The organism is Sphingomonas sanxanigenens DSM 19645 = NX02 (genome assembly GCF_000512205.2).
GTDB classification, from domain to species: domain Bacteria; phylum Pseudomonadota; class Alphaproteobacteria; order Sphingomonadales; family Sphingomonadaceae; genus Sphingomonas_D; species Sphingomonas_D sanxanigenens.
Map to the genome: position 1 here is coordinate 5617927 of NZ_CP006644.1, position 26424 is coordinate 5644350.

24 protein-coding genes are annotated in these 26424 nt (G+C 68.2%); 17 read left to right on the plus strand and 7 right to left on the minus strand.

What is annotated here, in order from left to right; all coding sequences use genetic code 11:
• The first annotated feature begins 67 nt into the window (after positions 1-67).
• The 5 genes from NX02_RS25800 to NX02_RS25820 all read left to right on the plus strand — a co-directional run bounded on the left by NX02_RS25800 (position 68) and on the right by NX02_RS25820 (position 4545).
• Positions 68-658, plus strand: a complete 591-nt coding sequence (locus NX02_RS25800) for an outer membrane protein (RefSeq protein ID WP_025295048.1) — start codon at positions 68-70, stop codon at positions 656-658.
• Positions 659-820: 162 nt separating this feature from the next.
• The gene (dnaN, locus tag NX02_RS25805; protein WP_025295049.1) at positions 821-1936 is read left to right on the plus strand and encodes a DNA polymerase III subunit beta; all 1116 of its coding nucleotides are present in this window, start codon (positions 821-823) and stop codon (positions 1934-1936) included.
• Between the two features lie 79 nt (positions 1937-2015).
• On the plus strand, positions 2016-3113 hold the full coding sequence (locus NX02_RS25810; RefSeq protein WP_025295050.1) for a sensor histidine kinase: 1098 nt from the start codon (positions 2016-2018) through the stop codon (positions 3111-3113).
• Complete coding sequence (locus NX02_RS25815; protein WP_025295051.1) at positions 3110-3913, plus strand: LytR/AlgR family response regulator transcription factor; 804 nt, start codon at positions 3110-3112, stop codon at positions 3911-3913. Before NX02_RS25810 ends, NX02_RS25815 begins: the two co-directional genes overlap by 4 nt.
• Positions 3914-4002: 89 nt before the next feature.
• Entirely contained in the window at positions 4003-4545 is a 543-nt protein-coding gene (locus NX02_RS25820) for a 2'-5' RNA ligase family protein (RefSeq protein ID WP_025295052.1), read from the plus strand.
• A gap of 102 nt (positions 4546-4647) precedes the next feature.
• Here the strand turns inward: NX02_RS25820 and msrB are convergent, their stop codons facing one another.
• The 3 genes from msrB to NX02_RS25835 all read right to left on the minus strand — a co-directional run bounded on the left by msrB (position 4648) and on the right by NX02_RS25835 (position 7389).
• Complete coding sequence (gene msrB, locus NX02_RS25825) at positions 4648-5142, minus strand: peptide-methionine (R)-S-oxide reductase MsrB (RefSeq protein ID WP_025295053.1); 495 nt, start codon at positions 5140-5142, stop codon at positions 4648-4650.
• Between the two features lie 67 nt (positions 5143-5209).
• Positions 5210-6430 carry an ABC transporter permease gene (locus NX02_RS25830; protein WP_025295054.1) on the minus strand — a complete coding sequence of 407 codons (1221 nt, stop codon included), beginning with the start codon at positions 6428-6430 and terminating at the stop codon, positions 5210-5212.
• A complete protein-coding gene (locus NX02_RS25835; protein WP_025295055.1) occupies positions 6427-7389 on the minus strand; it encodes an ABC transporter ATP-binding protein in 963 nt (320 codons plus the stop codon). The genes NX02_RS25830 and NX02_RS25835 overlap by 4 nt, the downstream gene beginning before the upstream one ends.
• On the opposite strand from NX02_RS25835, the gene queG reads away from it, so the two are divergent.
• The 5 genes from queG (at position 7376) to NX02_RS25860 (ending at position 13865) form a co-directional block, all read left to right on the plus strand.
• Positions 7376-8575, plus strand: coding sequence for a tRNA epoxyqueuosine(34) reductase QueG (queG, locus tag NX02_RS25840; RefSeq protein WP_084718091.1), 1200 nt, complete (start codon positions 7376-7378; stop codon positions 8573-8575). The genes NX02_RS25835 and queG overlap by 14 nt on opposite strands.
• 110 nt (positions 8576-8685) lie before the next feature.
• A complete protein-coding gene (locus NX02_RS25845; RefSeq protein WP_025295057.1) occupies positions 8686-11196 on the plus strand; it encodes a TonB-dependent receptor in 2511 nt (836 codons plus the stop codon).
• A complete protein-coding gene (locus tag NX02_RS25850) occupies positions 11193-12854 on the plus strand; it encodes an alkaline phosphatase D family protein (RefSeq protein ID WP_245648706.1) in 1662 nt (553 codons plus the stop codon). The genes NX02_RS25845 and NX02_RS25850 overlap by 4 nt, the downstream gene beginning before the upstream one ends.
• A gap of 98 nt (positions 12855-12952) precedes the next feature.
• Positions 12953-13432: a GFA family protein gene (locus NX02_RS25855; protein ID WP_039996845.1), complete on the plus strand. Its 480-nt coding sequence runs from the start codon at positions 12953-12955 to the stop codon at positions 13430-13432.
• Positions 13425-13865: a GNAT family acetyltransferase gene (locus NX02_RS25860; protein ID WP_025295059.1), complete on the plus strand. Its 441-nt coding sequence runs from the start codon at positions 13425-13427 to the stop codon at positions 13863-13865. The genes NX02_RS25855 and NX02_RS25860 overlap by 8 nt, the downstream gene beginning before the upstream one ends.
• A gap of 4 nt (positions 13866-13869) precedes the next feature.
• On the opposite strand, the gene NX02_RS25865 is transcribed toward NX02_RS25860, so the two are convergent.
• On the minus strand, positions 13870-14685 hold the full coding sequence (locus NX02_RS25865; protein ID WP_025295060.1) for a ferredoxin--NADP reductase: 816 nt from the start codon (positions 14683-14685) through the stop codon (positions 13870-13872).
• 184 nt (positions 14686-14869) lie between these two features.
• Between NX02_RS25865 and NX02_RS25870 the strand changes: the two genes are divergently transcribed.
• The 6 genes from NX02_RS25870 to NX02_RS25895 all read left to right on the plus strand — a co-directional run bounded on the left by NX02_RS25870 (position 14870) and on the right by NX02_RS25895 (position 19959).
• On the plus strand, positions 14870-15217 hold the full coding sequence (locus NX02_RS25870; RefSeq protein ID WP_025295061.1) for an ArsC family reductase: 348 nt from the start codon (positions 14870-14872) through the stop codon (positions 15215-15217).
• A gap of 47 nt (positions 15218-15264) precedes the next feature.
• Positions 15265-16137 (plus strand): 3-methyl-2-oxobutanoate hydroxymethyltransferase, encoded by an 873-nt coding sequence (gene panB / locus NX02_RS25875; RefSeq protein ID WP_025295062.1) that lies wholly within the window; start codon positions 15265-15267, stop codon positions 16135-16137.
• A 75-nt stretch (positions 16138-16212) separates the two neighbouring features.
• A complete protein-coding gene (locus tag NX02_RS25880; protein WP_025295063.1) occupies positions 16213-16911 on the plus strand; it encodes a tetratricopeptide repeat protein in 699 nt (232 codons plus the stop codon).
• On the plus strand, positions 16908-18242 hold the full coding sequence (locus tag NX02_RS25885) for a PQQ-like beta-propeller repeat protein (protein WP_025295064.1): 1335 nt from the start codon (positions 16908-16910) through the stop codon (positions 18240-18242). Before NX02_RS25880 ends, NX02_RS25885 begins: the two co-directional genes overlap by 4 nt.
• A gap of 107 nt (positions 18243-18349) precedes the next feature.
• Positions 18350-19726, plus strand: coding sequence for a ribosome biogenesis GTPase Der (gene der, locus NX02_RS25890; RefSeq protein ID WP_025295065.1), 1377 nt, complete (start codon positions 18350-18352; stop codon positions 19724-19726).
• Positions 19723-19959, plus strand: coding sequence for a sulfurtransferase TusA family protein (locus NX02_RS25895; protein WP_025295066.1), 237 nt, complete (start codon positions 19723-19725; stop codon positions 19957-19959). Before der ends, NX02_RS25895 begins: the two co-directional genes overlap by 4 nt.
• Positions 19960-19972: 13 nt before the next feature.
• Here NX02_RS25895 and NX02_RS25900 read toward each other — a convergent pair whose 3' ends face one another.
• Positions 19973-22237 (minus strand): coiled-coil domain-containing protein, encoded by a 2265-nt coding sequence (locus NX02_RS25900; protein ID WP_053000716.1) that lies wholly within the window; start codon positions 22235-22237, stop codon positions 19973-19975.
• Positions 22238-22429: 192 nt separating this feature from the next.
• Here NX02_RS25900 and NX02_RS25905 point away from each other — a divergent pair, with 192 nt between their 5' ends.
• Positions 22430-23620 (plus strand): hypothetical protein, encoded by a 1191-nt coding sequence (locus NX02_RS25905; RefSeq protein ID WP_158014182.1) that lies wholly within the window; start codon positions 22430-22432, stop codon positions 23618-23620.
• A gap of 24 nt (positions 23621-23644) precedes the next feature.
• On the opposite strand, the gene NX02_RS25910 is transcribed toward NX02_RS25905, so the two are convergent.
• Together NX02_RS25910 and NX02_RS25915 are read right to left on the minus strand one after the other, a co-directional pair.
• A complete protein-coding gene (locus tag NX02_RS25910; RefSeq protein WP_025295069.1) occupies positions 23645-24280 on the minus strand; it encodes a hypothetical protein in 636 nt (211 codons plus the stop codon).
• On the minus strand, positions 24277-26424 hold the full coding sequence (locus NX02_RS25915; RefSeq protein ID WP_025295070.1) for a xanthine dehydrogenase family protein molybdopterin-binding subunit: 2148 nt from the start codon (positions 26422-26424) through the stop codon (positions 24277-24279). The genes NX02_RS25910 and NX02_RS25915 overlap by 4 nt, the downstream gene beginning before the upstream one ends.

Consider the following 26424-nt stretch of genomic DNA (forward strand, 5'->3'; position numbering starts at 1 on the left):
AGGTGGTCCATGCGCTTAGGCGGCTCCCCCGACTTGTGCGGGGAAGTTTGAGTGAATGGAGTATTTTATGCGTAAGTTCCTGACCGCGGCGCTGCTGGCCGCTCCCGCCTTTGTCGGTCTTTCCGCACCTGCGTTCGCGCAGGAAGCTGCGCCCTTCACCGGGCCGCGCGTGGAAGGCATCGTCGGCTGGGATCGCACCCAGGCGGAAGGCGATCATGAGGACGGCGTCGTGTATGGCGCGGTTGTCGGCTATGACTGGCAGATGGGCAACACCATCGTCGGCGCCGAACTCGAAGCGACCGACAGCTCGGCCGATGTCTGCGCGCGCGACGTGAGCCGCGTGGGCGATCGCCTGTGCGTCGGCGCCAAGCGCGACCTGTATGTCGGCGCCCGCGTCGGCACCGCCGTCACCCCGAGCACGCTGCTCTATGCCAAGGCCGGCTACACCAACGCCCGCTTCGGCTACGACTATGACGATGGCGGCAACGGCGACCTCGATTACGGCGACGGCACCAACCTCGACGGCGTTCGCGTCGGCGCCGGCGTCGAGCAGAAGATCGGCCCGAACACCTTCGTGAAGGGCGAGTATCGCTACTCGAACTACGAAGCCGGTGTTTCGAAGAATCAGGTGCTCGCCGGTTTCGGCGTCCGCTTCTGATCGGACCGGACAGGGGGCGCTCGTTGCGTCCGCTGACGAAACAGGGGTCGGAGCGCTTGCTCCGGCCCCTTTTCTTGCTAATGAAGGCGACCGGCAAGAACGCCCACCCGGGCGGCGCCGGTGCGACGAACCGCCCGCATGCGCGGGCTCCGGGGGATTTGGATGAAGGCGACGATCGAACGCGCGACTCTGCTGAAAAGCCTCAGCCATGTGCAGAGCGTGGTCGAGCGGCGCAACACGATCCCGATCCTGTCGAACGTGCTGATCGAGGCGTCCGCCGGCGGCGGCCTGCGCCTGATGGCGACCGACCTGGATCTGCAGATCGTTGAGGAAGTGGCGGCAATCGTCGACGTGGCGGGCGCCACGACGGTCTCCGCACACACGCTGTTCGATATCGCGCGCAAGCTGCCGGAAGGCAGCGAGGTGCTGCTGGAGGCGGGCGAGGGCAAGCTGCACGTGCAGGCGAGCCGCTCCAAGTTCAACCTGCCGACCTTGCCGCGGGACGATTTCCCGGTCATCGCCGAGGGCGAGCTGCCGACCAGCTTCGAGCTGCCGGCCGAGACGCTCAAGCAGATCATCGACAAGACCCGCTTCGCGATCTCCACCGAAGAGACGCGCTATTATCTGAACGGCATCTTCATCCACGTGTCCGAGGACAATGGCCAGCCGGTGCTGAAGGCCGCGGCGACCGATGGCCACCGTCTCGCGCGGGTCACCGTCGCGCGGCCCGAAGGCGCCGACGGCATGCCGGACGTGATCGTGCCGCGCAAATGCGTTGCCGAACTGCGCAAGCTGCTCGACGAGGTCGACGGTTCGGTCGCGATCTCGCTGTCGCCCAGCAAAGTCCGCTTCGGTCTCGGCAACGCGATCCTCACCTCGAAGCTGATCGACGGCACCTTCCCCGATTATTCGCGGGTGATCCCGACCGGCAACGACAAGATGCTGAAGATCGACCCCAAGAGCTTCATGCAGGGTGTCGACCGTGTCGCGACCATCGCCAGCGAGAAGACCCGCGCGGTGAAGATGGCGCTGGATCGCGACAAGATCACGCTTTCGGTCACGAGCCCCGAGAACGGCACCGCAGCTGAGGAAGTGCCGGGCGAATATGTCTCGCCGGGCTTCGAAATCGGCTTCAACGCCCGCTATCTGCTCGACATTCTCGGCCAGATCGACAGCGATCTCGTCGAGGTGCACCTGGCGGACGCGGTGGCGCCGACCCTGATCCGCGAGAACGACAAATCGTCGGCGCTCTACGTGCTGATGCCGATGCGCGTCTGAGGGCAATGGCGCCCGCTTCGCGCCGCGTGCGGCGCGCGGGTGCTTCACGCCTCCGCATCGTTCCTGTATCAGCCCCGCGATGGCAGTGATCGGCCTCAGCCCGCAGCCCTTTTTCGGGGACAAGAACCGCGCCTTCTGGAACCTCCAGACGCTCGGATGGACCGGCTATCTGGTGCTGCGCCTGATCTCGGGCTTCTCGAACGGCTTCCCGCTTTCCTTCATCGTGCCGCTGGTGATCTCGACCGCCACCGGCTATTCGCTGACACTGGTGATGGCGGCGGCGTTCCGCGCGCTGCTCAGGCGCAAGCCGGTAATCACCTGGACGGGATCGATCCTGACCGTCCTCGTCGCGACGCTCATCTACACCACGATCGATGCGTGGATGTACAACGCGCTGCAGCGGCCGGGCGAGGCGATCGAACTGCGGCTGATCTTCGGCTATGTCTTCCTCGACGTGCTGCTGCTGTCGGGCTGGTCGGCACTTTATTACGGCATCAATTTCTACCTGATCGTCGAGGAACAGGCTGACCAGCTCCTCAAGCTGGAGAACCAGGCGTCGTCGGCGCAGCTTGCGATGCTGCGCTATCAGCTCAACCCACACTTCCTGTTCAACACGCTCAATTCGATCTCGACGCTGGTGCTGCTCAAGCAGACCGAGCGCGCGAATGCGATGCTCAGCCGGCTCTCGTCGTTCCTGCGTTATACGCTGGTGAACGAGCCGACCGCGCAGGTCACGATGGCGCAGGAGATCGAGACGCTGAAGCTCTATCTGGATATCGAGAAGATGCGCTTCGAGGAACGGCTGCGCACCGAGTTTCAGATCGACCCGCGCGTGGCGGCGGCGCGGCTGCCCTCGCTGCTGCTTCAGCCGCTGGTCGAAAACGCCATCAAATATGCGGTGACGCCGCTGGAAGATGGCGCCGATATCAATATTACCGCGCGGCTTGCCGGGGATCGGGTGCAGATCACCGTATCCGATACCGGCCCGGGCTTGAACGACGGCACGGTCAGGCCCAGCTATTCGACAGGCGTGGGCCTTGCCAATATTCGGGATCGGCTGGCCCAGGCCTACGGAACGGATCATCGTTTCGAAGCAAGATCGAACCCGGCAGGGGGGTTTGGCGTTGTGATCGAGATACCGCACCAGATCGAACAACAGCCACGTGAGGCAGCATGACAATCCGCACCATCCTGGTCGACGACGAATCGCTCGCGATCAAGGGTATGCAGTTCCGTCTCGAACAACATGACGACGTCGAGATCATAGACACCTGTACCAACGGCCGCGAGGCCATCCGCTCGATCAAGACGAACAAGCCCGATCTGGTTTTCCTCGACATCCAGATGCCCGGCTTCGACGGGTTCTCGGTCGTCCAGGGGCTGCTCGAGGTGGAACCCCCGCTGTTCGTGTTCGTCACCGCCTATCAGGATCACGCCATTCGCGCCTTCGAGGCGCAGGCGATGGATTATTTGATGAAGCCGGTGGAAGAGCAGCGGCTGGCCGACACGCTCGACCGCGTCCGCCAGCGTCTGACGGAAAAGCGCGGGGTCGAGGAGGTGTCGCGCCTGAAGGAGGTGCTCGCCGAGGTCTCGCCCGAGGCGGCGGAGAATTTCGAGGACTCGGGGGATGATGCGCCATCGTCCAACCGGTTCGAGAAGCTCATCAACATCAAGGATCGCGGGCAGATCTTCCGCGTCGATGTCGATACGATCGAGCGTATCGATGCCGCCGGCGATTACATGTGCATCTACACCGGCGACAACACATTGATCCTGCGCGAGACGATGAAGGATCTGGAAAAGCGCCTCGACCCGCGCCGTTTCCAGCGCGTCCATCGCTCGACGATCGTCAATCTCGACCTCGTCAAGCAGGTGAAGCCCCACACCAACGGCGAATGCTTCCTCGTGCTCGACTCGGGTGCGCAGGTGAAGGTGAGCCGAAGCTATCGCGACGTGGTGGCGCGCTTCGTCCACTGAGTTCAACGGGCGGCCTGCGGGTCGCCCGCTGACTTTGTTCCCATTTTGTTCTAACATGGGCAGCGACTCGATTCGCCGGAAGAACGCCCATGTCCCACACCGTCCGCTATCGCTATCTGCTGTTCGCGCATCTGAGTTCGACCGCGCGGGACGCCTGCGCCTTTGCCCGTGACCGGTTTGTGAGGCCGGCCAAACCGGTCTCCGATCCGCGGTTGCATATGACGATCGCACGGCTTGCCGAGCGTGACGATCCCGACCCGTTGATCGGGCCGCGCGTCGTTGAAGCGTTCCAGGGCGTGGAGTTGCCAGGGTTCGATATCGGTCTCGATCGGATCCGGATGAATCCCGATATCGCGATGCTGCAGGGTAAGGGCAACCGGCCGGCACTGGTCCCGCTCCGCCAGCCGGTTCGTGACCGCCTGCCGCGCGCTGGCATCCTGCCCTATATTTCGCGGACGGAACCGCATGTCACGCTTGGCTATGAGATCGGCCGCAACGATTGCCAGCCGATCGAGCCGATCCGGTGGATTGCGGACCGGCTGGATCTGGTGGAAAGCTGGGCCGGCCGAACGGTGCACAGGACATTGGCGAGCTGGCCGCTGGTGAACCGCCAGCTCAGCTTCGGTTTCTGAACCGGCCACCGTTCGTCCCGAGCGCAGTCGAGGGACGAGTCGTGCGCGCCGCGGCCGGTGTCTCGACGTCGCTCGACACGAACGGTTCGGAAAATCCCGTCCTCAAGCCTTTGCCGGCCGGAACTGCAGCGCCACCCCGTTCATGCAATAGCGCTTGCCCGTCGGCTTCGGTCCATCGTCGAACACATGGCCCAGATGCCCGCCGCAGCGGCGGCAATGAACCTCGGTGCGTGCATAGCCGATCGCGAAGTCCTTGCTCGTGCCGACCGCATTGGCCAGCGGCTGCCAGAAGCTCGGCCAGCCGGTGCCGCTGTCGAACTTCGTCCGTGACGAGAACAGCGGCAGGCCGCACCCTGCGCAGGTGAACACGCCGGGGCGATGTTCCTTGTTGAGCGGGCTGCTGAACGGGCGCTCGGTCGAGGCCTGGCGCAGCACGGCGAACTGCGCTGGGGTAAGCCGCGCCTTCCACTGGGCATCGCTGAATGCAACCTCGTAACGGGCCGCGGGCTTGGGCTTGCCCGCCGCCCACAGCGCGGCGCCGCCGACGGCGCCGGCGGCAATACCGCCGCCGATCAGCGTGCGACGTGTGATCTGCATGACATCATGTCCTTCCATGCCCCAAGCTACGGCGCGGCGCCGGGCGCGGATGCAGCGGCCGCGCCGCTCAGCCCTTTGCGAACAGCCCCTTGAACCCGCGCCGGCCGCCCGATTTGAGCACACCCCGGCGAAACCACCGCGCGGCCAGCCAGATCACCAGCGCCACCCACAGCCCCTGCCAGGTCAACGCCAGCAGATGGGGCCAGATCTCGGGTTCGGTCGCAGCGCGCCCGGCCATCGCGAACGGGCTGCTGAACGGAAACAGCGCAGCGAAGATCGCCAGCGACGAATCCGGCGGGCTGTCGGCGGCGGCCGCGGACAGGCCGAACATCGCGACCTGCAGCACCGAGATCGGCAGCGACAGCATCTGGATCTCGCGCATCGAGGCCGCCTGCGCCCCTATGCCGAGGAAGACGGCGCCGAGCAGCAGATAGGCCATCGCGAAATAGAGGCCGAACAGCAGCGTGAAGGTCAACGATCCGATCGCCGGCTGGAGCTCGCTCAGCGACACCAGTTCGGGCGGGATGAACGCCGCGACCTGCGCCAGCAATGTCGCCCAGAATCCGATGAACAGCAGCGCGACGCCGAACAGGCCGATCAGCTTGCCGAGGAACACCGCCTCCAGCGGCACCGCCGCCGCCAAAATTTCGATCACCTTGTTGCTCTTTTCCTCGGCGAGCATGCCAACCGACTGGCCGGCGAGCAGCAAGGTCAGCAGGAACATCGCCATCACCGCACCCAACCCCGCCGCCTGCCGCCCCGAATCGGTCGATCCGGTGCGCCGGAAGGGTTCGATCGTCGCGGTAGAAAGCGTGCCCGGCATGCCGGCGCGTCGATCCCTCAGGGCCTGTTCGGCCAGCGCTGCGAGGTAGGCGGCGGTGCGGCCGCCCTTGCGGCCATGCAGGATGGTCGGCCGGTCGAGCGGGCCGAACAGCACTGCCGAGGCCTCGATCGTATCGTCGGCGAACAGCGCCTGCGCGGTGCGCCGGGGCTCTGCCCCCGGCGGCCGGATCGCCAGCGGCGGCGGCGCCTCCGAAAAGCGGAACATCGCGCGCAGCCGGGTGTCGGCGTCGGTCAGCGCCTTGCCGTCGCGCTCGTCCGCAAGCGCGACGATTCGCACGCGATCGTCGCTGCCCTGCGCGAGCTTCGCCGCGCCAAGCCCGCCGACGAGGCTGAAGCCCATCATCAGCAGCGGCGCCAGCAGAAAGATGAGGAAGGTCGGTGTGAACACGGTGGCGACGAAGTCCCGCCGCGCGATCACCAGCGTCTGCCGCGCGAGCCGGCTCATGCCGCGGCCCCCTCTTCTTCGGCGGCCGGCGCTTCCTCCTGCACGACGTCGCCGGTGTCGCCGCCGCCGGTGCGGCGCACGATCGCGACGAACGCGTCGTGCAGCCGTGGCCGATCGAGCAGCAGCCCCGAAATGCCGTGGCCCTCCGCGATCAGCTGCGCGAGCAACGCTTCGATGCCGCCCTCGGGCACGATGAAGCGATAGCCGGCGCCGTGCGGCACCGCATCGGGCGGCAGCAGCGCCGCGACCGTGTCGTCGCCCGCGCGCGGCTCATAATAGGCCTGCATCGGCAGCACCGCGCGTGCCTGGTCCACCGTGCCCTCGAAGCGGCGGCGTCCGCCGGCGATCACCGCCACGCGGTCGCACAGCCGCTCGGCATGCGCCATCACATGCGTCGAGAAGAGGATGGTGGCGCCGCGGTCGCGCTCGGCGCGCACCAGCCCCTCCAACCGCTCCTGATTGACCGGATCGAGGCCTGAAAAAGGCTCGTCGAGCACGATCAGCTCGGGGCTGTGGACGATCGAGCCGAGGAGTTGGACGAGCTGCGCCATGCCCTTGGACAATTGCCGGATCTTGCGATCGACGGCATAGCCCAGACCCGCCGCCTCCAGCATCTCCACCGCGCGATCGCGCGCCAGGCGCAGCTTCATGCCGCGCAGCGCGCCCATGAAGGCGATCGCCTCGCGTGCCTTCATCGCCGGATAGAGGCCGCGTTCCTCGGGCAGATAGCCGACGCGGTGGCTCTGCGCACGCGGATCGGTGCTGCCCAGCAGGCGGCGTTCGCCCGCATCGGGATCGATGATCCCCAGCAACATCCTGAGCGTCGTCGTCTTGCCGGCGCCGTTGGGGCCGAGCACGCCGTAGATGCTGCCGGCGGGCACCGCCATGTCGACGCCGTCCACGGCGCGCGCACCGCCGAAATCCTTGATCAGCCCCCTGGCTTCGATGACGAACGTCATTTTGTACGCGCCCGGCTTCCTGTACTGGGCGGCCGTGGTAGCGCGTTCGGACACCGGAGCAAACAGCGGCCTCGTCGACCGCCTGAAAGCCGAAGCGGAAGCGCTCGGCTTCGTCGCGTGCGGCATCGCCCCGGCCGATGCGATCCCCGAGGCGGCGCCGCGGCTGCGCCAGTGGCTTGCCGAAGGCGCACACGGGTCGATGGGCTGGATGGAGGAGCGCAGCCATCAGCGCGGCGCCGCCCCCGCGCTCTGGCCCGAAGTGCGGTCGGTGGTGATGCTGGGGATGAGCTATGCGCCGCCCGAGAACCCGCTGCGGCTGGCGGGGGAGCGCGATGTCGGCCGCATCTCGGTCTATGCGCAGGGGGCCGACTATCATGATGTCGTGAAGCGCGCGCTCAAGCATCTCGCGCGCTGGCTGGTGGCGGAGGCCGGCGGCGATGTGAAGGTGTTCGTGGACACCGCGCCGGTGATGGAGAAGCCCTATGCAGCCGCCGCCGGGCTCGGCTGGCAGGGCAAGCACACCAACCTCGTCAGTCGCGCCGAGGGAAGCTGGCTGCTGCTCGGCGCGATCATGACGACGCTGGATCTCGAACCCGATCTGCCCTCGGGCGACCGCTGCGGATCGTGCGACGCCTGCCAGCGCGCCTGCCCGACCGAGGCCTTCCCTTCGCCCTACCGGCTCGATGCGCGGCGCTGCATCTCCTACCTTACGATCGAGAACAAGGGGCCGATCCCGCACGCGTTCCGCGCCGCGATCGGCAACCGCATCTATGGCTGCGACGATTGCCTGGCGGTGTGCCCGTGGAACAAGTTCGCCGCCGCCGCCGCGGCCAACAAGGCGTTCGCGCCGCGCGCCGAACTGGCGGTGCCGCAGATCGCCGATCTGCTCGCGCTGGACGATGCGGGGTTCCGGCAGGTGTTCGCCGGATCGCCGATCAAGCGCATCGGCCGCGACCGGATGGTGCGCAACTGCCTGATCGCGGCGGGGAACAGTGGCGATGCCGGTTTCGTGGCGCAGGTGGCGGCACTGCTGGACGATCCGGCGCCGGTGGTGCGGGGGGCCGCGGTCTGGGCGCTCGAGCGGCTCGACGTGGCGCGCTGGACGGCGGAGCGGAGCGCGCGGGCGCTGGCCGAGCCCGACGAAATGGTCCAGGCCGAATGGCGCCGTCCGTTCGCGCCGGGATGATCGCTGACGACGGTGGCGGGGGAGGCGTGCAACAAAAACGTCACGAAAGCCTCATCGACCTGACACGGCCCGCCCCTAGCGCCGCGAACAAAGATGAAAAGGGGTTCCCCATGCGTTATCTGTGGACGCTCGGCGCAAGTGCCGTTGCGATTGCCGCCACCTCGACCGCCGCTTATGCTCAGGACGCGAACGACAGCGATGTCATCGTCGTGACCGCGCAGCTGCGCGAACAGGACCCGATCGAGGTGCCGATCACGCTCACCGTGGTGACCGGCGAGGAACTCGACCGCTTCGGCATCGTCGATTTCGAGGAATTGTCGCGCTTCACGCCCGGCTTCGAGGTGCAGAACCAGTCGCCCAACAATCCCGGCTTCGTGATGCGCGGCATCACCTCCGACAGTGGCTCGGCGTTCAACGAGCCGCGCGTGTCGGTTTTCCAGGATGGCGTGTCGATCTCCAAGTCGCGCGGGTCGTTCGTCGAGCTGTTCGACGTCGAGCGCGTCGAGGTGGCCAAGGGCCCGCAGTCGACGCTCTACGGGCGCGGCGCGCTGATCGGCGCGGTCAACATCGTCCAGAACAAGGCGAAGCTCGGAGAGTTCGCCGTCGCTGGTCAGGCGTCCTACGGCAATTACAACGCCTGGCAGGCCGAGGGCATGGTCAATGCGCCGATCGCCGACGAAATGGCGATCCGCCTGTCCGGCCGCATCCGCAAGCGTGACGGCTATACCGAAAATCTGCTGGGCGGTGCCGACTTCAACTCGGTCGACACCTATGCGCTGCGCGGCGCCTTCCATGGCGAAAATGGCGCGCTGTCGTTCGACCTGATCGGCAACTACCAGAAGGATACGCCCAACGGCACCGCATTCAAGTCGATCGCCTACAACCCGACCGATCCGGCGACGGGCGCGGTGATCGGCGATCGCGGCCGCAACAGCGGCGCCGCGCTGGCGCCGGCGGCGGGTTTCGAAGGTGGCAAGCCGCTGGGCCTCGACCGGCAGGTGTGGGGCGTCACCGGCATCGCCAATCTCGATCTGGGGGAGAGCCTGAAGCTCACCTCGATCAGCGCCTTCCGCAAATTCGACTCGCTCGAGATCTTCGATGCAGACGGCATCTCGCTGCCGATCCTGACCGCCGCCGAGGAAGCGCATGGCGAACAGACCAGCCAGGAACTGCGCCTGACCTACGATCAGGGGCCGGTAACGGCCTTCTTCGGCGCCAGCTATTTCCACGAGAAGGGCTATCAGCGCGCGCCGGCGACGTTCAACGAGCGGGCATTGCTTGCGCGCTTCGCCAATGTGCTGAATGGCGGCGGCGCGATTCCCGGCCGTCCGGCGAGCGATCCGGCGCCGCTGGGGGTGCTCCAGAACGCGGCGCTGGGCAGCCTGATCCTGCAGCAGGGTTTCGGCCTGCCCGCGCCCCTCGCCAACGGCATCGCCGCCAACCTCAAGACCGACCATTCCGAAACGAGCACCAACTTCTCGCGCACCGAGGCGTTCGACGTGTTCGGCGACGTGACGGTGAAGCTTTCCGAGCAGTTCGAGCTGGGTGCCGGCCTGCGCTACACGCATGACGACAAGCGCAGCGCCTATACCGCATCGGTGCTCAACGGCCGCTCGATCGCAGCGGGCGTGATCGCGGCGCAGTCGATCGCGGCGCAGGGCGGCAATCCGCTGCCGCTGCTGACCGCGCTCGCCACCCCCGGCGCGGTCAACTTCCCGGCGACGCTGCTGCCGCTGTTCGGCCTGGGCAGCCAGCCGACCTCGGGCAATGGCGACATCGACAGCGCCGAGCACAAGAATGGCGGCTTCTCGTGGCGCCTCACCGCGCGCTACAGCCCGTCCGATGCGGCCAGCCTCTACGCGACCTATGCGCGTGGCCGCCGTCCCGAAGTGCTCGCCCCCTCCGGCCCCTCGGCGCCGTTCGGCGAGACCAGCTTCGACGTGCTCGACAGCGAAACGGTCGACAGCTTCGAGGTCGGCGCGAAGACGGTGCTGGCCAACCGCACGCTGTTCCTCGACGGTGCGGTCTTCTTCTACCAGTACGACAATTTCCAGACGACGGTGCAGCAGGGCACGCAGTTCATTACCACCAACGCCGGCAAGGCCGAGAGCTACGGCTTCGAGGGCCAGGCGCGGTGGGTGCCGAACGACATGATCAGCCTGTTCGCGACCTATGCCTACAACCATAGCCGCTTCAAGACGGGCGTGCGCGACGGCAACCGCTTCCGCCTGTCACCCGATCATTCGGCGTCGCTGGGGGCGATCCTGAGCGCGCCGGTGGGTCCGGGCCGCGTTTCCTTCGTGCCCAGCGTCACCTGGCAGTCGCGCGTCTTCTTCGACGACGACAACGACCGGCCGGACCTGCAGGTGCCGCCCGCGGCGCTGGTCGCCGACCTGATCCAGGACGAACTGCAGAACAGCTATGCGCTGGTCAATGCGCGCCTCGGCTACGAGGCACCCGGCGGCGCATGGCGAATCGAGGGCTTCATCGAGAACGCGTTCGACGAGAAGTTCATCAAGGATGCCGGCAACACCGGTGACGGGCTCGGCATGCCGACCTTCATCGCCGGCGAGCCGCGCTTCTACGGCGTCTCCGCCTCGTTCAAGTTCGGTGGCAAATGATCAAGGTCGATCGTCGTTCCGCGCTCGGCCTCGTCGGGGCCGGCCTCACCCTTCCCGGCGCGGCGGCGCGCGGCGCGCCGTCGGCGGGCGCCAGCTTCGCCCATGGTGTCGCCAGCGGCGATCCCACCGCGCGGGGGGCGATTCTCTGGACGCGGGTGACGCCGGCGGATGCCGGCCACGTCGCGCCGATCGCGGTCGAATGGCATGTCGCGGAGACCGAGGGCGGCAAGGCGCTGGAAAGTGGCCGTGCCGAGGCGCGGCCGGCGCGCGACTTCACCGTCAAGGTGGAGGCGGTGAAGCTCAAGCCGGGCCGCGACTATGTCTATTGGTTCACGCTGGCAGGCGGCACGCGTTCGCCGGTGGGCCGCTTCCGCACCCTGCCGGAAGGCAGCATTGCCGATGCCGTCTTCGCGGTGGTGTCGTGCCAGCTTTATCCGGGCGGCTTCTTCAACGCCTATCGCGCGCTCGCTGGCCAGGCGCGGCTCGATGCGGTGATCCACCTCGGCGACTATATCTACGAATATGGCGCTGACGAGTATGGCGGGGCGATCGGCGCCAAGCTCGGCCGCGTGCCGCAGCCCGCGCATGAGATCGTCACGCTCGCCGACTATCGGATGCGCCACGCGCAGTACAAGACCGATGCCGACCTGCAGGCCGCGCACGCCCGCGCCGCCTTCATCTGCGTGTGGGACGATCACGAGACCGCCAATGACAGCTGGGTGGGCGGCGCCGAGAACCATCAGCCCGAGACCGAGGGCGAGTGGAAGACGCGCAAGGCCGTGGCGATGCAGGCCTATTTCGAATGGATGCCGATCCGCGACCCGAAGCCGGGTGCGCCCTGGGAGGCGATCAACCGGACGTTCGAGTTCGGCGACCTCGCGACCTTGATGATGGTCGAGACGCGGCTGCTCGCGCGCAGCGAGCAGGCCGAGCCCAAGGGCCATTCGCCCGACGCCGCCGGCATCGCCGCGGTGATCGCCGAACGCAACCGCGCGGATCGCGAACTGCTGGGCGCGCCGCAGCGGGCGTGGCTGGAAGCCGGGCTGAAGGCATCGGTCGATGCCGGCAAGCCGTGGCAGGTGTTGGGCAACCAGGTGGTGATGGCGCGCGTCGAAGGGCCGGAGCTGACCAGATTGTTCGGTGCCGAGACCGCGCAGGCGATGGTTGCCGGCCTCGCGCCGGCGATCCGCACGCAGGTGGAGGCAGCACAGGCCGGCTATCGCGCCGGGCTGCCCTTCAACCTCGACAGCTGGGATGGCTACCCGGCGGCGCGCGAGCGTCTCTACGCCGGACTCCGCCGCGCGGGATCGCACCCGCTGGTGCTGTCGGGCGACAGCCATGCCTTCTGGGCGAACAGCCTCGCCGACGCCTCGGGCACCACCGTTGCGAGCGAATTCGGCACCAGCGCGATCAGCAGCCCCTCGGTCGGCGACATGCTGCCGAGCGTCCCGCTGGGCGACCTGCTCGACAAGGCGAACCCGGAAGTCGTCTTCTGCGACCAGACGGCGAAGGGCTATATCCTGCTGACGCTGACGCCCCAGGTCGCCAAGGCGGATTATATGGCCGTCTCCACCATCCTCGACCGCAAATTCGAGGAGCGCGTACTGGCGCGCTTCGAAGTGCCAGCGGGCAAGGAACGCGCGCTGAAGAGGATCTGATGTTCCGGCCCTCTCCCCTCGGAGGAGAGGGAGAAAATGCGCGCGATCATCGCGGCTGAATTCGATATACCGCGCCGCTCGATAGTGGAGTGGCCACCATGCAACGCATTGAAATCCAGGTCAGTGGCGGTTGCCAGTGCGGCGCGGTGCGATATCGGGCGAGCGCGATGCTGGACAATGCGCATATCTGCCATTGCCGGATGTGCCAGAAAGCGGTCGGCGGGCCGTTCGCAGCACTCGTCGCGGCGCCGCGCGATGCGCTCGTCTGGACGCGTGGCGTGCCCGCCGAGTTCATGAGTTCGGACCATGTCGCGCGCGGCTTCTGCGCGGCGTGCGGCACGCCCCTGTTCTACGATTATCGGTCGGGCGAACGGATCAATCTGACGATCGGGTCGCTCGATACGCCGCAGATTTTCCCGCCGAAACGGCAGATGGGGCTGGAAGCACGGATGCCGTGGCATGATCGCCTGTGCAGCCTTGAGGAGGTCGGCACGACGGAGGAGACTATGGCAGAGGCCGCGGCTGCGATCCGCGCGAGCAACCATCAGCATCCCGATCATGACACGCCGAATGTCTGACGGCTGCGAACCCCGGCCGCTGGCGATCGATTCCTGCGATGACCTCGCCGAATTGTGGACCGCATGCGGGCTGACCCGCCCGTGGAACGATCCGGTGCGCGACGCGCGTGCCGCGATCGAGGGGGCGACGTCGGTCGTGCTCGGCGTGCGCGAGGGCGAAGAAGGGCGACTGATCGCCTCGGCGATGGTCGGTTTCGACGGCCATCGCGGCTGGGTCTATTATCTGGCGGTCGCGCCGGACCGGCAGCGCGCCGGCCTCGGCCGCCGGATGATGGCAGCGGCCGAGCAATGGCTGCGCGCGCAGGGCGTACCCAAGATCCAGCTCATGGTCCGCGAAGACAATCACGCCGCGATCGGTTTCTACGAAGCGCTTGGCCTCGCCCGTCAGCCGGTCGTCACGCTCGGGCGCTTCCTCGACGAGAAAGCGCCCTGAGCCGTCAGCCGACGAACGCGCGCTCGATCACATAGTCGCCGGGCGCGGCGTTCGAGCCCTCTGTGAAGCCGAGCGCGTCGAAGCGGGCGGCGAGATCCTTGCACATCGCCATGCTGCCGCACATCATCACCCGGTCGGTCTCGGGATCGAAACGCGCGCTGCCGCCGATCTTCTCGAGGAACAGCCGGCCATCGTCGATCAGCGCATCGATGCGTCCGGTGGTGTGGAAGTCCTCGCGCGTCACCGTCGGCAGATAGGCGAACTGCTGCAACGCCTGTTCCTCGACCAGCGGATCGCCGGCAAGCTGCGTTTCCAGCGTGGTGCGGAAGGCGAGGTCGGAGACGCGGCGCACCGAATGCACCAGCACGATCGCGCTGAACCGCTCATAGATGTCGGGATCGCGGATGATGCTGAGGAAGGGCGCGAGGCCGGTGCCGGTGGAAAGCAGGAACAGCCGCGCGCCGGGGCGCAGCGCATCGGCCACGAGCGTGCCGGTGGGCTTGCGTCCCAGGAACAGCTGGTCGCCCGGGACGATCTTCTGCAGGCGCGAGGTCAGTGGACCATCCTGCACCTTGATCGAAAGGAATTCCAGTTCCTCGGCATAGGAGGGGCTGGCGATGGAATAGGCGCGCAGCAGCGGGCGGCCATCGCCTGGCAGGCCCAACATGACGAACTCGCCCGAGCGGAACCGGAAGCTCGGCGGGCGCGTGATCGTGAAGCTGAACAGATGCTCGTTCCAATGGCGCACCGAGCGGACATGTTCGACGGTGAGCGCGGCGGAGGGTTCGAGCGACGCCACGGTCGCGAGACGATCGCTCATCGGCCAGCCTCCGAATCCGACGCGAACAGGACGATTTCATTACGGCCGCGATCGGCACAGGCAGACATTAATCACTCACTCCGCTATTGCGAATTATTCTCATCGGCTCTAGTCAGCGCGTCTTATGCTGTCAACGCGCCGAAGCCGGTTCCCAGACCGTGGCCGGCCGCGCTAAGGCGCGGGCATGACGACGATCTATGGCATCCCGAACTGCGACACGATCAAGAAAGCGCGCGCCTGGCTGGCCGAGCACCACGTGGCGTATCACTTTCACGATTACAAGAAAGCAAGCCTTGAGGCCACCCGGCTGCGCGCTTGGGTCGACCGGCTTGGCTGGGATGTGTTGCTCAACCGCGCTGGAACGACCTTCCGCGCGCTGCCCGATGCCGACAAGCAGGGGCTGGATGCCGAAAGGGCGATGGCGCTGATGCTGGCGCAACCCTCGATGATCAAGCGCCCGGTGCTCGAAACCGCGGATGGCCGGCTGCTCGTCGGCTTCAAGCCGGCGGACTATCAGGCGGTGTTCGGCTGACGGCCATGAGTCTGGCTCCCGGCGGCGACAGGCGCTAGAGGGCGACGATGTCCACGACCTTCACGATCGACACCGCCACGAGCCGCGCCAACCCCACCCCGGCGCCGATGAAGCGGCTGACGGTGCCCGCGGTCCGCGCGCGCAAGCAGGGCGGCACCACGGTGGAGCCGCTGGTGATGCTCACGGCCTATTCGGTGCGCATGGCGCAGATCCTCGATCCGCATTGCGACATGCTGCTGGTGGGGGACAGCCTGGGGCAGGTGATCTACGGCCTGCCCTCGACGGTGCCGGTCAGCCTCGACATGATGTGCGCGCATGGTGCCGCGGTCGTGCGCGGCAGCTATCACAGCCTCGTCGTCGTCGACATGCCGTTCGGCAGCTATGAGGGCTCCCCCGAACAGGCCTTCGCCAGCGCCGCGCGCATCCTGAAGGAAACCGGCGCCGCGGCGGTGAAGCTGGAAGGCGGCGAGGCGATGGCCACCACGATCCGCTTCCTCGTCGATCGCGGCATCCCGGTGATGGGCCATGTCGGCCTTACCCCGCAGGCGGTGAACGCGCTGGGCGGCTATGGCGCGCGCGGCCGCAGCGAGGCCGAACGCGCCAAGATCGTCGCCGATTCGCTGGCGATCGCAGAGGCTGGCTGCTTCTCGATCGTGGTCGAGGGGGTGATCGAGCCGATTGCGATCGAGATTACGGAGAAGGTCGCCTGCCCGATCATCGGCATCGGCGCCTCGGCGGAATGCGACGGCCAGGTGCTGGTCGTGGACGACATGCTGGGCATGTTCGATCGCGTGCCGCGCTTCGTGAAGCGCTACGACGATTTGGCGACGCGCATCGGCGAGACCGTGGCCACCTATGCCGCCGAGGTGCGTGACCGCAGCTTCCCCACCGCCGATCAGGTCTATCGGCCCAAGAATTGACCGGCGGGAGCCGCTTTCCCTTTTTCGGCTTCGCGGCTAGGGTCCGCGCCGATTTGCGTGCTTTGGAGATGAATTTTGGCAATCGCGCCGCAGAATAACCAAGCCTTCCTGCGCGAGGTGGACGATGAGCTGCGTCGCGAGCAACTCGCCGGCTTCTGGACGCGCTACGGCCGTTGGGTGCTCGTCGCGGTGGTGGCGGGGCTGCTCGCGTTCGCCGGCTATCTGTACTGGCAACACCGCCAGAACGGTCAGGCGGATGAAGCTGCAGAGGAACTGACGGGTGCATTGCGCGCGCTTGGGGAGGGCAAGGCGGTCGAGGCCAAGCCCAAGCTCGCCGCGCTGGCCGCCTCGCCGATCGAGGGCGTGCGCGCCGCGGCGCTGCTCGCACAGGCGGGCACGCTGGCAGACGCCAACGATCTCAAGGGCGCCGCCGCGCTCTACAAGAAGGTCGCTGACGATGCGTCGCTCGCGCAGCCCTATCGCGATGTCGCACTGCTCCGGCAGACGACGCTGGAGTTCGACCAGCTCAAGCCCGACGTGGTCGTGCAGCGGTTGAAGCCGCTCGCGGTGGCCGGCAATCCCTGGTTCGGCAGCGCTGGCGAACTCGTCGCCATCTCGTACCTGCGGATGAAGAAGCCGGAACTGGCTGCACCGATCTATGGCAAGATCGCCGAAACCGAAGAGTTGCCGCGCACGGTCCGTTCACGGGCAAGACAGATGGCTGGGGTATTGGGCGTGGACGCCGTCGACCAGAAGGAAAGCGCAGCTCAATGAAGATCGACCTGAGGATTCCGGCAGCGGCGCTGGCACTGCTGGCGCTGAGTGGCTGCGGCGTGTTCGGCATCGGCGGCAAGGGGAACAAGCCGAAGACCCCGGTGCTGGGGGATCGCGTGGCGGTGCTCACGTCCGAATCGAGCGTCGAGCTCGATCCGGGCCTGTCCGACGTCGCCATCCTGTTGCCGCCGCCCGAGGCCAATAGCGGCTGGACGCAGCCGGGCGGCAACGCCGCCAAGGCGCCGGGGCATCTGGCGCTGGGCAGCGGCACCAGCCGCGTGTGGACCGCAAGCGTCGCGGGTGGCGGCAACCGCGCCCGCCTCGCCGCGGCGCCCGTCGTTGCCAATGGCAAACTCTATGTCGTCGATATCGACGCCAAGCTGACCGCGTTCAACGCCGAGACCGGCGCGCGGTTGTGGTCGGTGCCGATCGGCGACACCAAGAAGAATGCGCCGTCGCGCTTCGGCGGTGGCGTCAGCGTCGAGGGCGAGCGGGTCTACGCGACCAACGGCGTGGGCGACGTCGGCGCCTATAACGCTGCCGACGGCAGCCAGATCTGGGTGAAGCGCCCCGCCGGCCCGCTGCGCGGCGCGCCGACGGTGGCCAATGGCAGCATCTACGTGATGTCGCAGGACAGCCAGCTCTTTGCGATGACCGAGGCCGACGGCACGGTGCAGTGGCAGGAAGCCGGCGCGCTCGAAGTCGCCGGCGTGTTCGGCGTGGCCGCTCCCGCGGTGGCGCAGGGCACCGTCGTCTCGGGCTACAGCTCGGGCGAACTGCGCGCCTATCGCTATGAAAATGGCCGCCCGCTGTGGGATGATGCGCTGTCGCGCACCAGCATTTCCACATCGGTGTCGTCGCTGTCGGATATCGACGCCGATCCGGTGATCGACCAGGGCCGCGTCTACGCCGTCGGCCAGGGCGGCCGCATGGTGTCGATGGATCTGGTGACGGGCCAGCGCATCTGGGAAATCAACATCGCCGGCATCTCCACGCCGTGGGTCGCCGGTGAGTGGGTCTATGTGGTGACGGACGATGCCAAGCTGCTCTGCCTGGCGCGAGCCAATGGCAAGGTACGCTGGATGGCGCAGCTTCGTCGCTGGCGCGACGAGAAGGATCGCAAGGGGCCGATCAACTGGACGGGCCCGGTGCTGGCGGGCGGCAAGCTGATCGTTGTCAACACGCGCGGCGAGATGATCCATGTCTCTCCGGCGGACGGTACGGTTCAGCAGACGGTCGATGTGGGCAAGCCGATGCACCTGTCGCCGGTTGTCGCGAACAACATGCTCTATCTGCTCGATGACGAGGGCCGGATCACCGCCTGGCGCTGACCCGCTGTCCTCCGTTCGGGCGGACTCTGTCGAACTTGGCGATCACGCCTCCCCGTGCCGACGCGCACGGGGAGGATTTTTCATTTAAACTCGTTTACAGGCGGGTCATGTCGAACCTTCCCACCGTTGCGATCATCGGCCGACCAAATGTCGGCAAATCGACGCTGTTCAATCGTCTTGTCGGCAAGCGTCTGGCGCTGGTTGACGATATGCCGGGCGTAACCCGTGACCGTCGCGAGGGCGATGCATCCTTGCTCGGGCTCGATTTCCGCATCGTCGATACCGCCGGGTTCGAGGAAGAAGATCCCGAAAGCCTGCCCGGCCGCATGCGCGCGCAGACCGAGGCGGCGGTTGCCGGTGCCGACGTCGCCCTGTTCATGATCGACGCGCGCGCGGGCGTCGTCCCGCTCGATGCGGAGATCGCCCGCTGGCTGCGCTCGGGCGCGACACCGGTGGTGCTGGTCGCCAACAAGGCGGAAGGGCGCGCCGCCGAGGCCGGACTGATCGAAGCCTATGAGCTCGGCTTCGGCGAACCGGTGCAGATGAGCGCGGAGCATGGCGAGGGCCTCGCCGATCTGTTCCAGGAACTGCTGCCGCATCTTGAGCGCGACGAGGATGATTTCGCGCTCGACGAAGAGGACCAGGATGAGGACTCGCCGGACGCGCCGCTGAAGCTCGCGATCGTTGGCCGTCCCAACGCCGGCAAGTCCACCTTGATCAACCGCATGCTGGGCGAAGACCGGCTGATTACGGGGCCCGAGGCGGGCATTACCCGTGATTCGATCGCGATCGACTGGCAATGGCACGCGCCCGACGGCGTCGAGCGCGCGGTGCGGCTGATCGACACCGCGGGCATGCGCAAGAAGGCGCTGGTGAAGGACAAGCTGGAAAAGCTCTCCGTCGCCGACGCGCGCCATGCGATCGACTTCGCCGAGGTCGTCGTGCTGCTGCTCGATGCGACGCGCGGGCTGGAAGCGCAGGATCTGCGCATCGCCGATGCGGTGCTGCAGGAAGGCCGCGCCCTGATCATCGCGCTCAACAAATGGGATGTCGCCCAGGACCCCAGCAGCCTGTTCAACGGCGTGCGCGGCGCGCTCGACGAGGGGTTGGCCCAAGTGAAGGGGTTGCCCGTGCTCACCGTCTCGGCGGTGACCGGACGCGGGCTCGACCAGATGCTCAAGGCCGCGTTCGAAACGCGCGAGGCCTGGTCGCGCCGCGTCTCGACCGGGCAGCTCAACCGCTGGTTCGAGCGCGCGATCGAAACCAATCCGCCGCCCGCGCCCGGCGGCAGGCGCATCAAGCTGCGCTATCTGACGCAGGCCAAGACGCGCCCGCCCGGCTTCGTGCTGTTCGGCACCCGCGTCGACGAACTGCCCGAAAGCTATCGCCGCTATCTCCTCAACGGCATCCGCCGTGATCTGGGCTTCGGCGCGGTGCCGGTGCGGCTGACGGTGCGCGCGCCGAAAAACCCGTTCCAGAAGTGAGCGGGTCGCCGCTGCTGGTGGATGCGCGGGGCATGCGCTGCCCATGGCCGGTGCTGCGCGTCGCCCGCGCGGCGCGGCAGGCGGGGGCGGGGGTGACGATCCATGTCGTCGCGGACGATCCGGCGGCCCCCGGCGAGCTGGCGCGGCTGGTGGCGGCCAATGGCTGGAGCATATCGCCCGCCGACACCGCGATCGGGCGCGGCAGCGCGATCACGGTGCCGCCGCGCGATTGACTGCCGCGCTATTTTACCGCAGCCGCTCGATCGCCTGCGCCAGCGCGACGTAGAGCTTGCCATTGTCGGACGACAACAGGGTCACCCCCAGCACCGATCCGTCGCGCGTGGCGAGCACCATGCGCAGCATTGCCTCGAAATCGTGGATGTAGCGGTTGACCTGCGTGCGGAAGTCCGGATCGCCGTCATAGTGGCGGCTGACCTCGCGAACCTCACCGCTATCGAGCAGCCGCACCGCGCGGCGCGCGAAGATGCCGCGCTCGCCCTTCAGATAGGCGGACCAGGCGCTGTCGGTGACTTCTGCGGAAAGCACCTTGCCGATGTCGATCGCGGTCGAGTTCAGCGCTTCGATCAGCAGCGCGACGCGGCGTGCGAAGCTGTCCTGGCTGGCGGCTTCCGCCTCTTCCTGCGCGCGGGAGATTCGCGCTTCCATCGCCGCACTGGTCTCGCGAATGGTCTCCAGCTTCTGGTCGAGCCGGGTGGAGGCGGATTGCGCGGCGTTGACGGCGCGTTCGGCGGTCGCCGCGATCTCGTCGAGCTGACCCTGCACCTTGTCCATCAGCGCGCGCTGCATCGCGTCGGCGGCATGATCTCCCATGCGCTGGCTGACCTCAGGGATCACGGCGCCCAGCGCGGCGCGCGCCTTGTCCGCCGCCTGCGTCGCCGTCTCCCGTACGCGCAGCAGCGCCTCGATCAGAAGCGGTGCGGCGCGCTCGGTCAGCGCGCGGGCCTCGCCATCGGCGGTGGTGATCGCCGCGCTCAGCGCGGTCACCTGCTGGCGGCCATCGTCCAGGCTGCGCTCGGCGGCGGCAATCAGCCCGGCGACGCCGTCATGCTGGCGCGCCAGCAGCGTCTCGGCCTCGCCCAGCCGCGCAAGCGCAGTGCTGGTGGCGTCGTCGAGCCGGTCGATCTCGGGGGAGAGCGACCCCATCGTCGCCTTGGCCTGGCGGCTATGGTCGTTGAGGCGGTTGAATGCCGCGGGCAGCGTTTCGTCGATCTCGCGCGCGCTGGCGTTGAGCGCCATCAGCAGTTGCTCGACGCGCATGATGAAGCCGTCCGCCGCCCCGCTGCCGGCATCCAGCGCGAGGCGCGCGCGCTCGCTGTCGGCGGTCAGGCCGCTGATCGCACCCGAAAGCCGCCCGGCTCGCTCGATCCCGTCCTGGTCGAGCTGGGCCAGCCGGGCGTCGAGCCCGGCGAGTTCGCCGCCCAGCCGCTGCAGCATCGCGCTGGTCCGCGCGTCCTGCTCGCCGATGAGATTGCCCAGCCGGTCGAGCCGCGCGCCGATCTCGGCAAGCCGCAACGCCATCGCATCGGCCGATTCGGCGCCGGCGCGTTCCATCGCCGTGCGGCCCTGATCGAGCATCGACCGCAGCGACTCGGCCTGCGCGTCAAGCCCCTGGCGGGCACCGTCGATGCCCTCGGCAGCGCGCGCGAGCGCGGTGTCGGCGGCGCTCGTGAGCTGCTGCGCGACGGCGTCCAGCCGGTCGCTCGCGGCCTCGCTCGTGGTTTCGATACGGGCGATGTGCGCGCCCAGCCGTTGCGCGGCGCCGCCGGCAACCTCGTCCGCTTCGCGGCTGCGCGCGGCGAGCGCTGCAAGCTGCGCTTCGAGCGCGCCGGCGCGCTCATGCGCGACCAGCCCGGTCTCGCGCAGCGAATCGGCAAGGCCGCGCGTCTCTTCATGCGCCTTGGGCAGTCCGGTCAGCAGCGCCCCCAGATCGTTTCGAGCGCCGGCGGCGGAGACACGCAGCGTTTCGGCATGGCGGGCGATCGACGCGCCTTCCGATTCGATCGCGCCATTGATGTTGACGAGGCTGCGCGTCGCATCCTCGCCGCGCGCCACCAGTTCGGCGATGTGCGCGGCAAGGCTGGCGCGGGTTTCGTCGAGTCGGGTCGAGGCGGCGGCCAGCGAGGCCTCGAGCGCGGCGGCTTCCGCACGCAGCGCGGCCGCGCTGCGGCCGAAACGTCGTGCCTCGGCGCGGCTGTGGCGTTGCATCAGCAGATAGAGGATGCCGATCAGCGCAAGCGGCGCGCTGATCATGGCGATCCACTGGGCGACCAGCGGCAGCGCGGGCGGCTGCCCGGCCGTCGCCATACCGATCGCGACGCCGGCCAGCGCAAGCCAGCTGATCGCGAGCAGCGCGGCCGCGGCGATCATGCCCCATGGCCGGCCGCCATCCAGCGCCGGTGTATCCTGGCCGTAATCATGATCCCCGAACATCGATACATCGCCCGTTGCCGGCGCGGCCGGCGCGGCCTCCGCGCTTTCGTCCTGCCCCATGCTCCGGTCCTGCCAGAGCTCGATCTTTCGCGGTCCCCCGTTCATTCGAATATGCCTAACATGAAATTATGTCGTGCGGGAACCGGGAGGAGACGCGGCGGGCCGGCTTTTGCAACCGACGTGATAAACGCCTAACTGTCGCGCCCCGGCGCGGCCGGGTTGCTTTTGGGGGTGGTGTTGGCGCTTGCGTGCTTGATCGTCGGTTGTGAGGAAGCGCGCGGCGGTGGGCGTCTGCGCAGCGAACTGCCCTTCGCGGGCGCGTCGGTGATCGATTATCAGGCGCGTCAGGCGGCCGCCGCCGGCGCGAAATATATCGTCATTCTCGTCGAACGACTGCCGGCGGCGCTGGTGGCGGCGATCGACCGGCTGAAGCGGGATGGGCTTCGCGTGGAAGTGGCGCGCAGCGTGACCGATGCGGCGGATCATATTCATCCCGACGAACGGCTGCTGCTGATGGCGGACGGGGTGATCGTCGATCATGACACGCTCGACCGGATGGTCGTCGAACCGTCCCCCACGGTGCTGACCATCGCCGACCGGGCGGATACCCAGCATTGGGAACGCATCGACGCCACGCATCGCTGGGCAGGGCTGGCGATGCTCGATGGCGCGCTGCTGCGGCGTACGGTCGAGATGCTGGGCGAATGGGATCTGCAGTCGACCTTGCTGCGCCGCGCGGTGCAGGCGGGCGCGGCGGCGCTGGATGCCGAGGCCGAAGGCGCCGATCCGCTGCTCTACATCATCGACGAGGATCGCACCGCACAGGCGATCGAGCGCGCCCATGCGGAGCGGGTCGTGCTCGATGCATCGGGCTGGCCCGACGCACGATTGTTCGCGCCGGTCGCGCGCCTGCTCGCGCCCGAGGCGCTGATGCGCGGTGTGCATGGCACCGTGCTGCGCGGGGTCGGGCTGGGGCTGACCGTGGTCGGGCTGCCGCTGGCGGTGTTCGGCTGGTTCTTCCTCGCGGCGTTGGCCGCGGTGCTGGGCGGGCTGGTCGATTCGGTCGGCCGCCACGCCGACGGGCTCAGCCTCGGCACGCGGCGGCATTGGCCGCTGTGGCAGCGCGCACGCCTGTCGTTGCTGGCGGCGCTGCTGGCGATCGTGCCGGCGCGCCTGGTCGAACAGGGCGGCGGCTGGGGCCATGGCGTCGTCGCCGCCGCCACGCTCGGCGCGATGCTGTCGCTTGCGCTGCAGCGCCGGATGGGGCCGCGCCCCCCGGCCTGGACCGCGGATGCCGAGGCGCTCCTCCTGTTGTTCGCGCCGTGCGCGCTGATCGGGCAGCCGGGGATCGGGCTGGCGCTGGCGGCGCTCTATGCCTTCGCCTCGCTGATCGCGGCGCAGTGGCGCGCGGTCCGTGCCGCCGCGGCGCGCCCGCGCGGCTGATCGGCCGAACCGACTTGCGAAGGCTCAACCGGCGGGGCAGTGCGCCCCGCTTTCGACCCACGCCTTGATCAGCGCGCCGAACTGCGCCTGCGTGCCCGGCGCGGGCCTCCTCCCTTCGCCGGGATGCCAGGCCCAGCCGACCAGATGATCCTCGCCCATGTGCGGGATCAGCTTCTGCAGCGTGAACCCGCCGTTGCGCCGGGGATCCTTCACCTGTGCGCAGATCTGCGTCAGCGTCCGCCCCTGCCAGGCCATTTCCGCCGGCGCCAGTCCCCAGTGCGGATTGCCCGGGATGGTCTTGATGCCGGGGCTCGATGTCGGCTGGTTCTCGGCGCCGTGGCAGGTCGCGCAGGGCAGGCCCGCCGCGCCATGGTCGCTCACGCCGCCGACCATCGGCGGCACGTGCGGGCGCAGATGGTCGCCCTGCGTGGGCACGCGCGTCGCCGGATGGCAGTTGAGGCAGCGCGGATGCTGGATCACCTTGCCCGCTTCCACGAACAGGGCCGCGGAGCGCTTTGCGGGATCGCGGATCGACGCGAAGCTCTCGACGCTGCGAAGCGTGTCGCCGGATACGCCGTCGGCCGCCGGCGAGGGCGCGATGGTGCCGCCGAGCGCGAAGGCTGCCAACACCGGCAGCAGGCGGGTCGCCGCGGCGCTCATGCCGAGAGCCCCGTCATCGCGGGTTCGAGCGGCAGCGATCGCAATCGCCTGCCGGTCGCCGCGAAGATCGCATTGACCACCGCGGGCGCGACCACCGTCGTCCCCGGTTCGCCGACGCCGCCGGGATCCTCGCGATTCTCGATCAGCACGACCTCGATCTCCGGAACCTCGTTCATCCGCACCACCGGATAGTCGTGGAAGTTGGATTGCTCGATCTGCCCGCCGCTCATGGTGATGCGGCCGTAGAGCGTCATGCTGAGACCGAAGAGCACGCCGCCCTCGATCTGCTGGCGGACGATGTTGGGATTGACCATCTGGCCGCAATCGATCGCGCAGGTGATCCGCGTCACCTTCACCCGGCCGCTTTCCGCCACCTGCACCTCGGCGACGAGGCCGACATGGCTGCCGAAGCCGCTCAGGATCGCAACGCCGCGCCCGCTGCCCGTGGGCAAGGGGTTGCCCCAGCCGGACGCCGCCGCCAGCCGATCCAGCACGTTGAGGATTCGCGATCCCGGCGCGAGCAGGCGGCGGCGATAGGCGACCGGATCCTGCTTGGCGCGCGCTGCCAGCTCATCCATCGCCACCTCGACGGCGAAGCCGTTGCGGGTTTCGCCGACGCCCCGCCAATTGCCGGCCAGCAGGCCCGGCGGCGGATCGTTGCGGACGAAATCCACCGCGACGTTGGGGAATTGATAGGGCCCGAACGAGGAATTGGTGACGTCGAGATCGATACCGTCCTTGAAGAAGGCGGCGAGGAACCAGGCCATTATCGCGGGGCCAACGATGCGATGCTCGAAGGCCAGTGGATTCCCGGCCGCGTCCAGCCCCACCCGTATGCGGCTGTGGTTGTGGTAGCGATAGGAGCCGTGGCGCATATCCTCGTCGCGGCTCCACATCACCTTGACCGGCGCATCGACCTGCCGCGCGATGAGCGCCGCCTGCACGATCCATTCGGACTGCAGCCGCCGGCCGAAGCCGCCACCGACGAGATGATTGGTGACGCTGACCTTTTCGGGCGGCAGTTTCAGCGCCGCCGCCACCTCGCGCCGCGCACGGCCGGGCACCTGGCTGCCCACCCACACGTCGCAGCGGTCGGCGCGGGCGTGGACGGTCGCGTTGAGGGGTTCCATCGCCGCGTGCGCGAGCATCGGCATGCGATAGACCGCCTCGAACTGCGCGGCGGCGTCCTTCATCGCGGCGGCGGCATCCCCCTTGCTGTGCGCGGTCAGCCCCTGCCGTTCGAGCGCGGCGTCGCAGCCGGCGACGAGGTCTGCGGTGGACAATCCAGTGCTGCCGCCCTCCCATATCGGGGCCAGCGCCGCGAGCCCCTTGCGCGCCGCGCCGGTGTGTGCGGCGATCACCGCGACCGCATCGGGCAGCCGCACGACCTGGGTGACGGCTGCCACCGCCAAAGCCGGCGCGTCGTCCACCGATTTCAGCCGCCCGCCGATGACGGGGCAAGCCGCCACCGCGGCATAGCGCATGCCGGGCAGCCGCACGTCGAGCCCGAATATGGCACTGCCATCGACCTTGCCCGGCGTATCGGTCCGCCGCGCGCTGGTGCCGATAACGCGAAAGTTGCCGGTCTTGAGCGGCGGATCCTTCGGCACCGGCAGCGCCGACGCTGCTTGCACCAACGCACCGTAGGACAGCGACCGGCCACTGCCGGGATGCAGCACCCGTCCGCCCTCGGCCGCGCAGGCCGACGGGGCGACAGACCAGCGCTTCGCCGCCGCCTCGATCAGCATGATCCGCGCTGCGGCACCCGCAGCGCGCAGCTGCTTCCAGGCGGCGCCAAGGCTTGCCGAGCCGCCGGTTATCTGTTCGCCGAAGACCGGGCTGCCATAGAGCGTGTCGTCGCCCGGCGCATGCTCGGTGCGCACCGCACCCGGCTCGACCTCGAGCTCCTCGGCAACGAGCATCGCGGCGGAGGTCAGCGAGCCCTGCCCGATCTCGGCATAGGGCACGATCACGGTCACCAGGCCGGCGCGATCGATGCGGACGAAGGCGTTGGGATGCAGCGCACCGCCAGCGGCGGGCGCCGCGGCGGAGAGCCGGACGCCGATCACCAGGTCGCCGGCAAGCGCGGCGGCAGCCGCCAGAAAGGTCCGGCGGCTGGTGACGAGCGGGGGGGCGGCGGCCAT

What these genes read in the sequence shown, in the direction of transcription:
- NX02_RS25800 (WP_025295048.1), top strand. Translation starts at nt 68, where the DNA reads ATGCGTAAGTTCCTGACCGCGGCGCTGCTGGCCGCTCCCGCCTTTGTC.
- dnaN (WP_025295049.1), top strand. Translation starts at nt 821, where the DNA reads ATGAAGGCGACGATCGAACGCGCGACTCTGCTGAAAAGCCTCAGCCAT.
- NX02_RS25810 (WP_025295050.1), top strand. Translation starts at nt 2,016, where the DNA reads ATGGCAGTGATCGGCCTCAGCCCGCAGCCCTTTTTCGGGGACAAGAAC.
- NX02_RS25815 (WP_025295051.1), top strand. Translation starts at nt 3,110, where the DNA reads ATGACAATCCGCACCATCCTGGTCGACGACGAATCGCTCGCGATCAAG.
- NX02_RS25820 (WP_025295052.1), top strand. Translation starts at nt 4,003, where the DNA reads ATGTCCCACACCGTCCGCTATCGCTATCTGCTGTTCGCGCATCTGAGT.
- msrB (WP_025295053.1), bottom strand. Translation starts at nt 5,142, where the DNA reads ATGCAGATCACACGTCGCACGCTGATCGGCGGCGGTATTGCCGCCGGC.
- NX02_RS25830 (WP_025295054.1), bottom strand. Translation starts at nt 6,430, where the DNA reads ATGAGCCGGCTCGCGCGGCAGACGCTGGTGATCGCGCGGCGGGACTTC.
- queG (WP_084718091.1), top strand. Translation starts at nt 7,376, where the DNA reads ATGACGAACGTCATTTTGTACGCGCCCGGCTTCCTGTACTGGGCGGCC.
- NX02_RS25835 (WP_025295055.1), bottom strand. Translation starts at nt 7,389, where the DNA reads ATGACGTTCGTCATCGAAGCCAGGGGGCTGATCAAGGATTTCGGCGGT.
- NX02_RS25845 (WP_025295057.1), top strand. Translation starts at nt 8,686, where the DNA reads ATGCGTTATCTGTGGACGCTCGGCGCAAGTGCCGTTGCGATTGCCGCC.
- NX02_RS25850 (WP_245648706.1), top strand. Translation starts at nt 11,193, where the DNA reads ATGATCAAGGTCGATCGTCGTTCCGCGCTCGGCCTCGTCGGGGCCGGC.
- NX02_RS25855 (WP_039996845.1), top strand. Translation starts at nt 12,953, where the DNA reads ATGCAACGCATTGAAATCCAGGTCAGTGGCGGTTGCCAGTGCGGCGCG.
- NX02_RS25860 (WP_025295059.1), top strand. Translation starts at nt 13,425, where the DNA reads ATGTCTGACGGCTGCGAACCCCGGCCGCTGGCGATCGATTCCTGCGAT.
- NX02_RS25865 (WP_025295060.1), bottom strand. Translation starts at nt 14,685, where the DNA reads ATGAGCGATCGTCTCGCGACCGTGGCGTCGCTCGAACCCTCCGCCGCG.
- NX02_RS25870 (WP_025295061.1), top strand. Translation starts at nt 14,870, where the DNA reads ATGACGACGATCTATGGCATCCCGAACTGCGACACGATCAAGAAAGCG.
- panB (WP_025295062.1), top strand. Translation starts at nt 15,265, where the DNA reads ATGTCCACGACCTTCACGATCGACACCGCCACGAGCCGCGCCAACCCC.
- NX02_RS25885 (WP_025295064.1), top strand. Translation starts at nt 16,908, where the DNA reads ATGAAGATCGACCTGAGGATTCCGGCAGCGGCGCTGGCACTGCTGGCG.
- der (WP_025295065.1), top strand. Translation starts at nt 18,350, where the DNA reads ATGTCGAACCTTCCCACCGTTGCGATCATCGGCCGACCAAATGTCGGC.
- NX02_RS25900 (WP_053000716.1), bottom strand. Translation starts at nt 22,237, where the DNA reads ATGGGGCAGGACGAAAGCGCGGAGGCCGCGCCGGCCGCGCCGGCAACG.
- NX02_RS25910 (WP_025295069.1), bottom strand. Translation starts at nt 24,280, where the DNA reads ATGAGCGCCGCGGCGACCCGCCTGCTGCCGGTGTTGGCAGCCTTCGCG.
- NX02_RS25915 (WP_025295070.1), bottom strand. Translation starts at nt 26,424, where the DNA reads ATGGCCGCCGCCCCCCCGCTCGTCACCAGCCGCCGGACCTTTCTGGCG.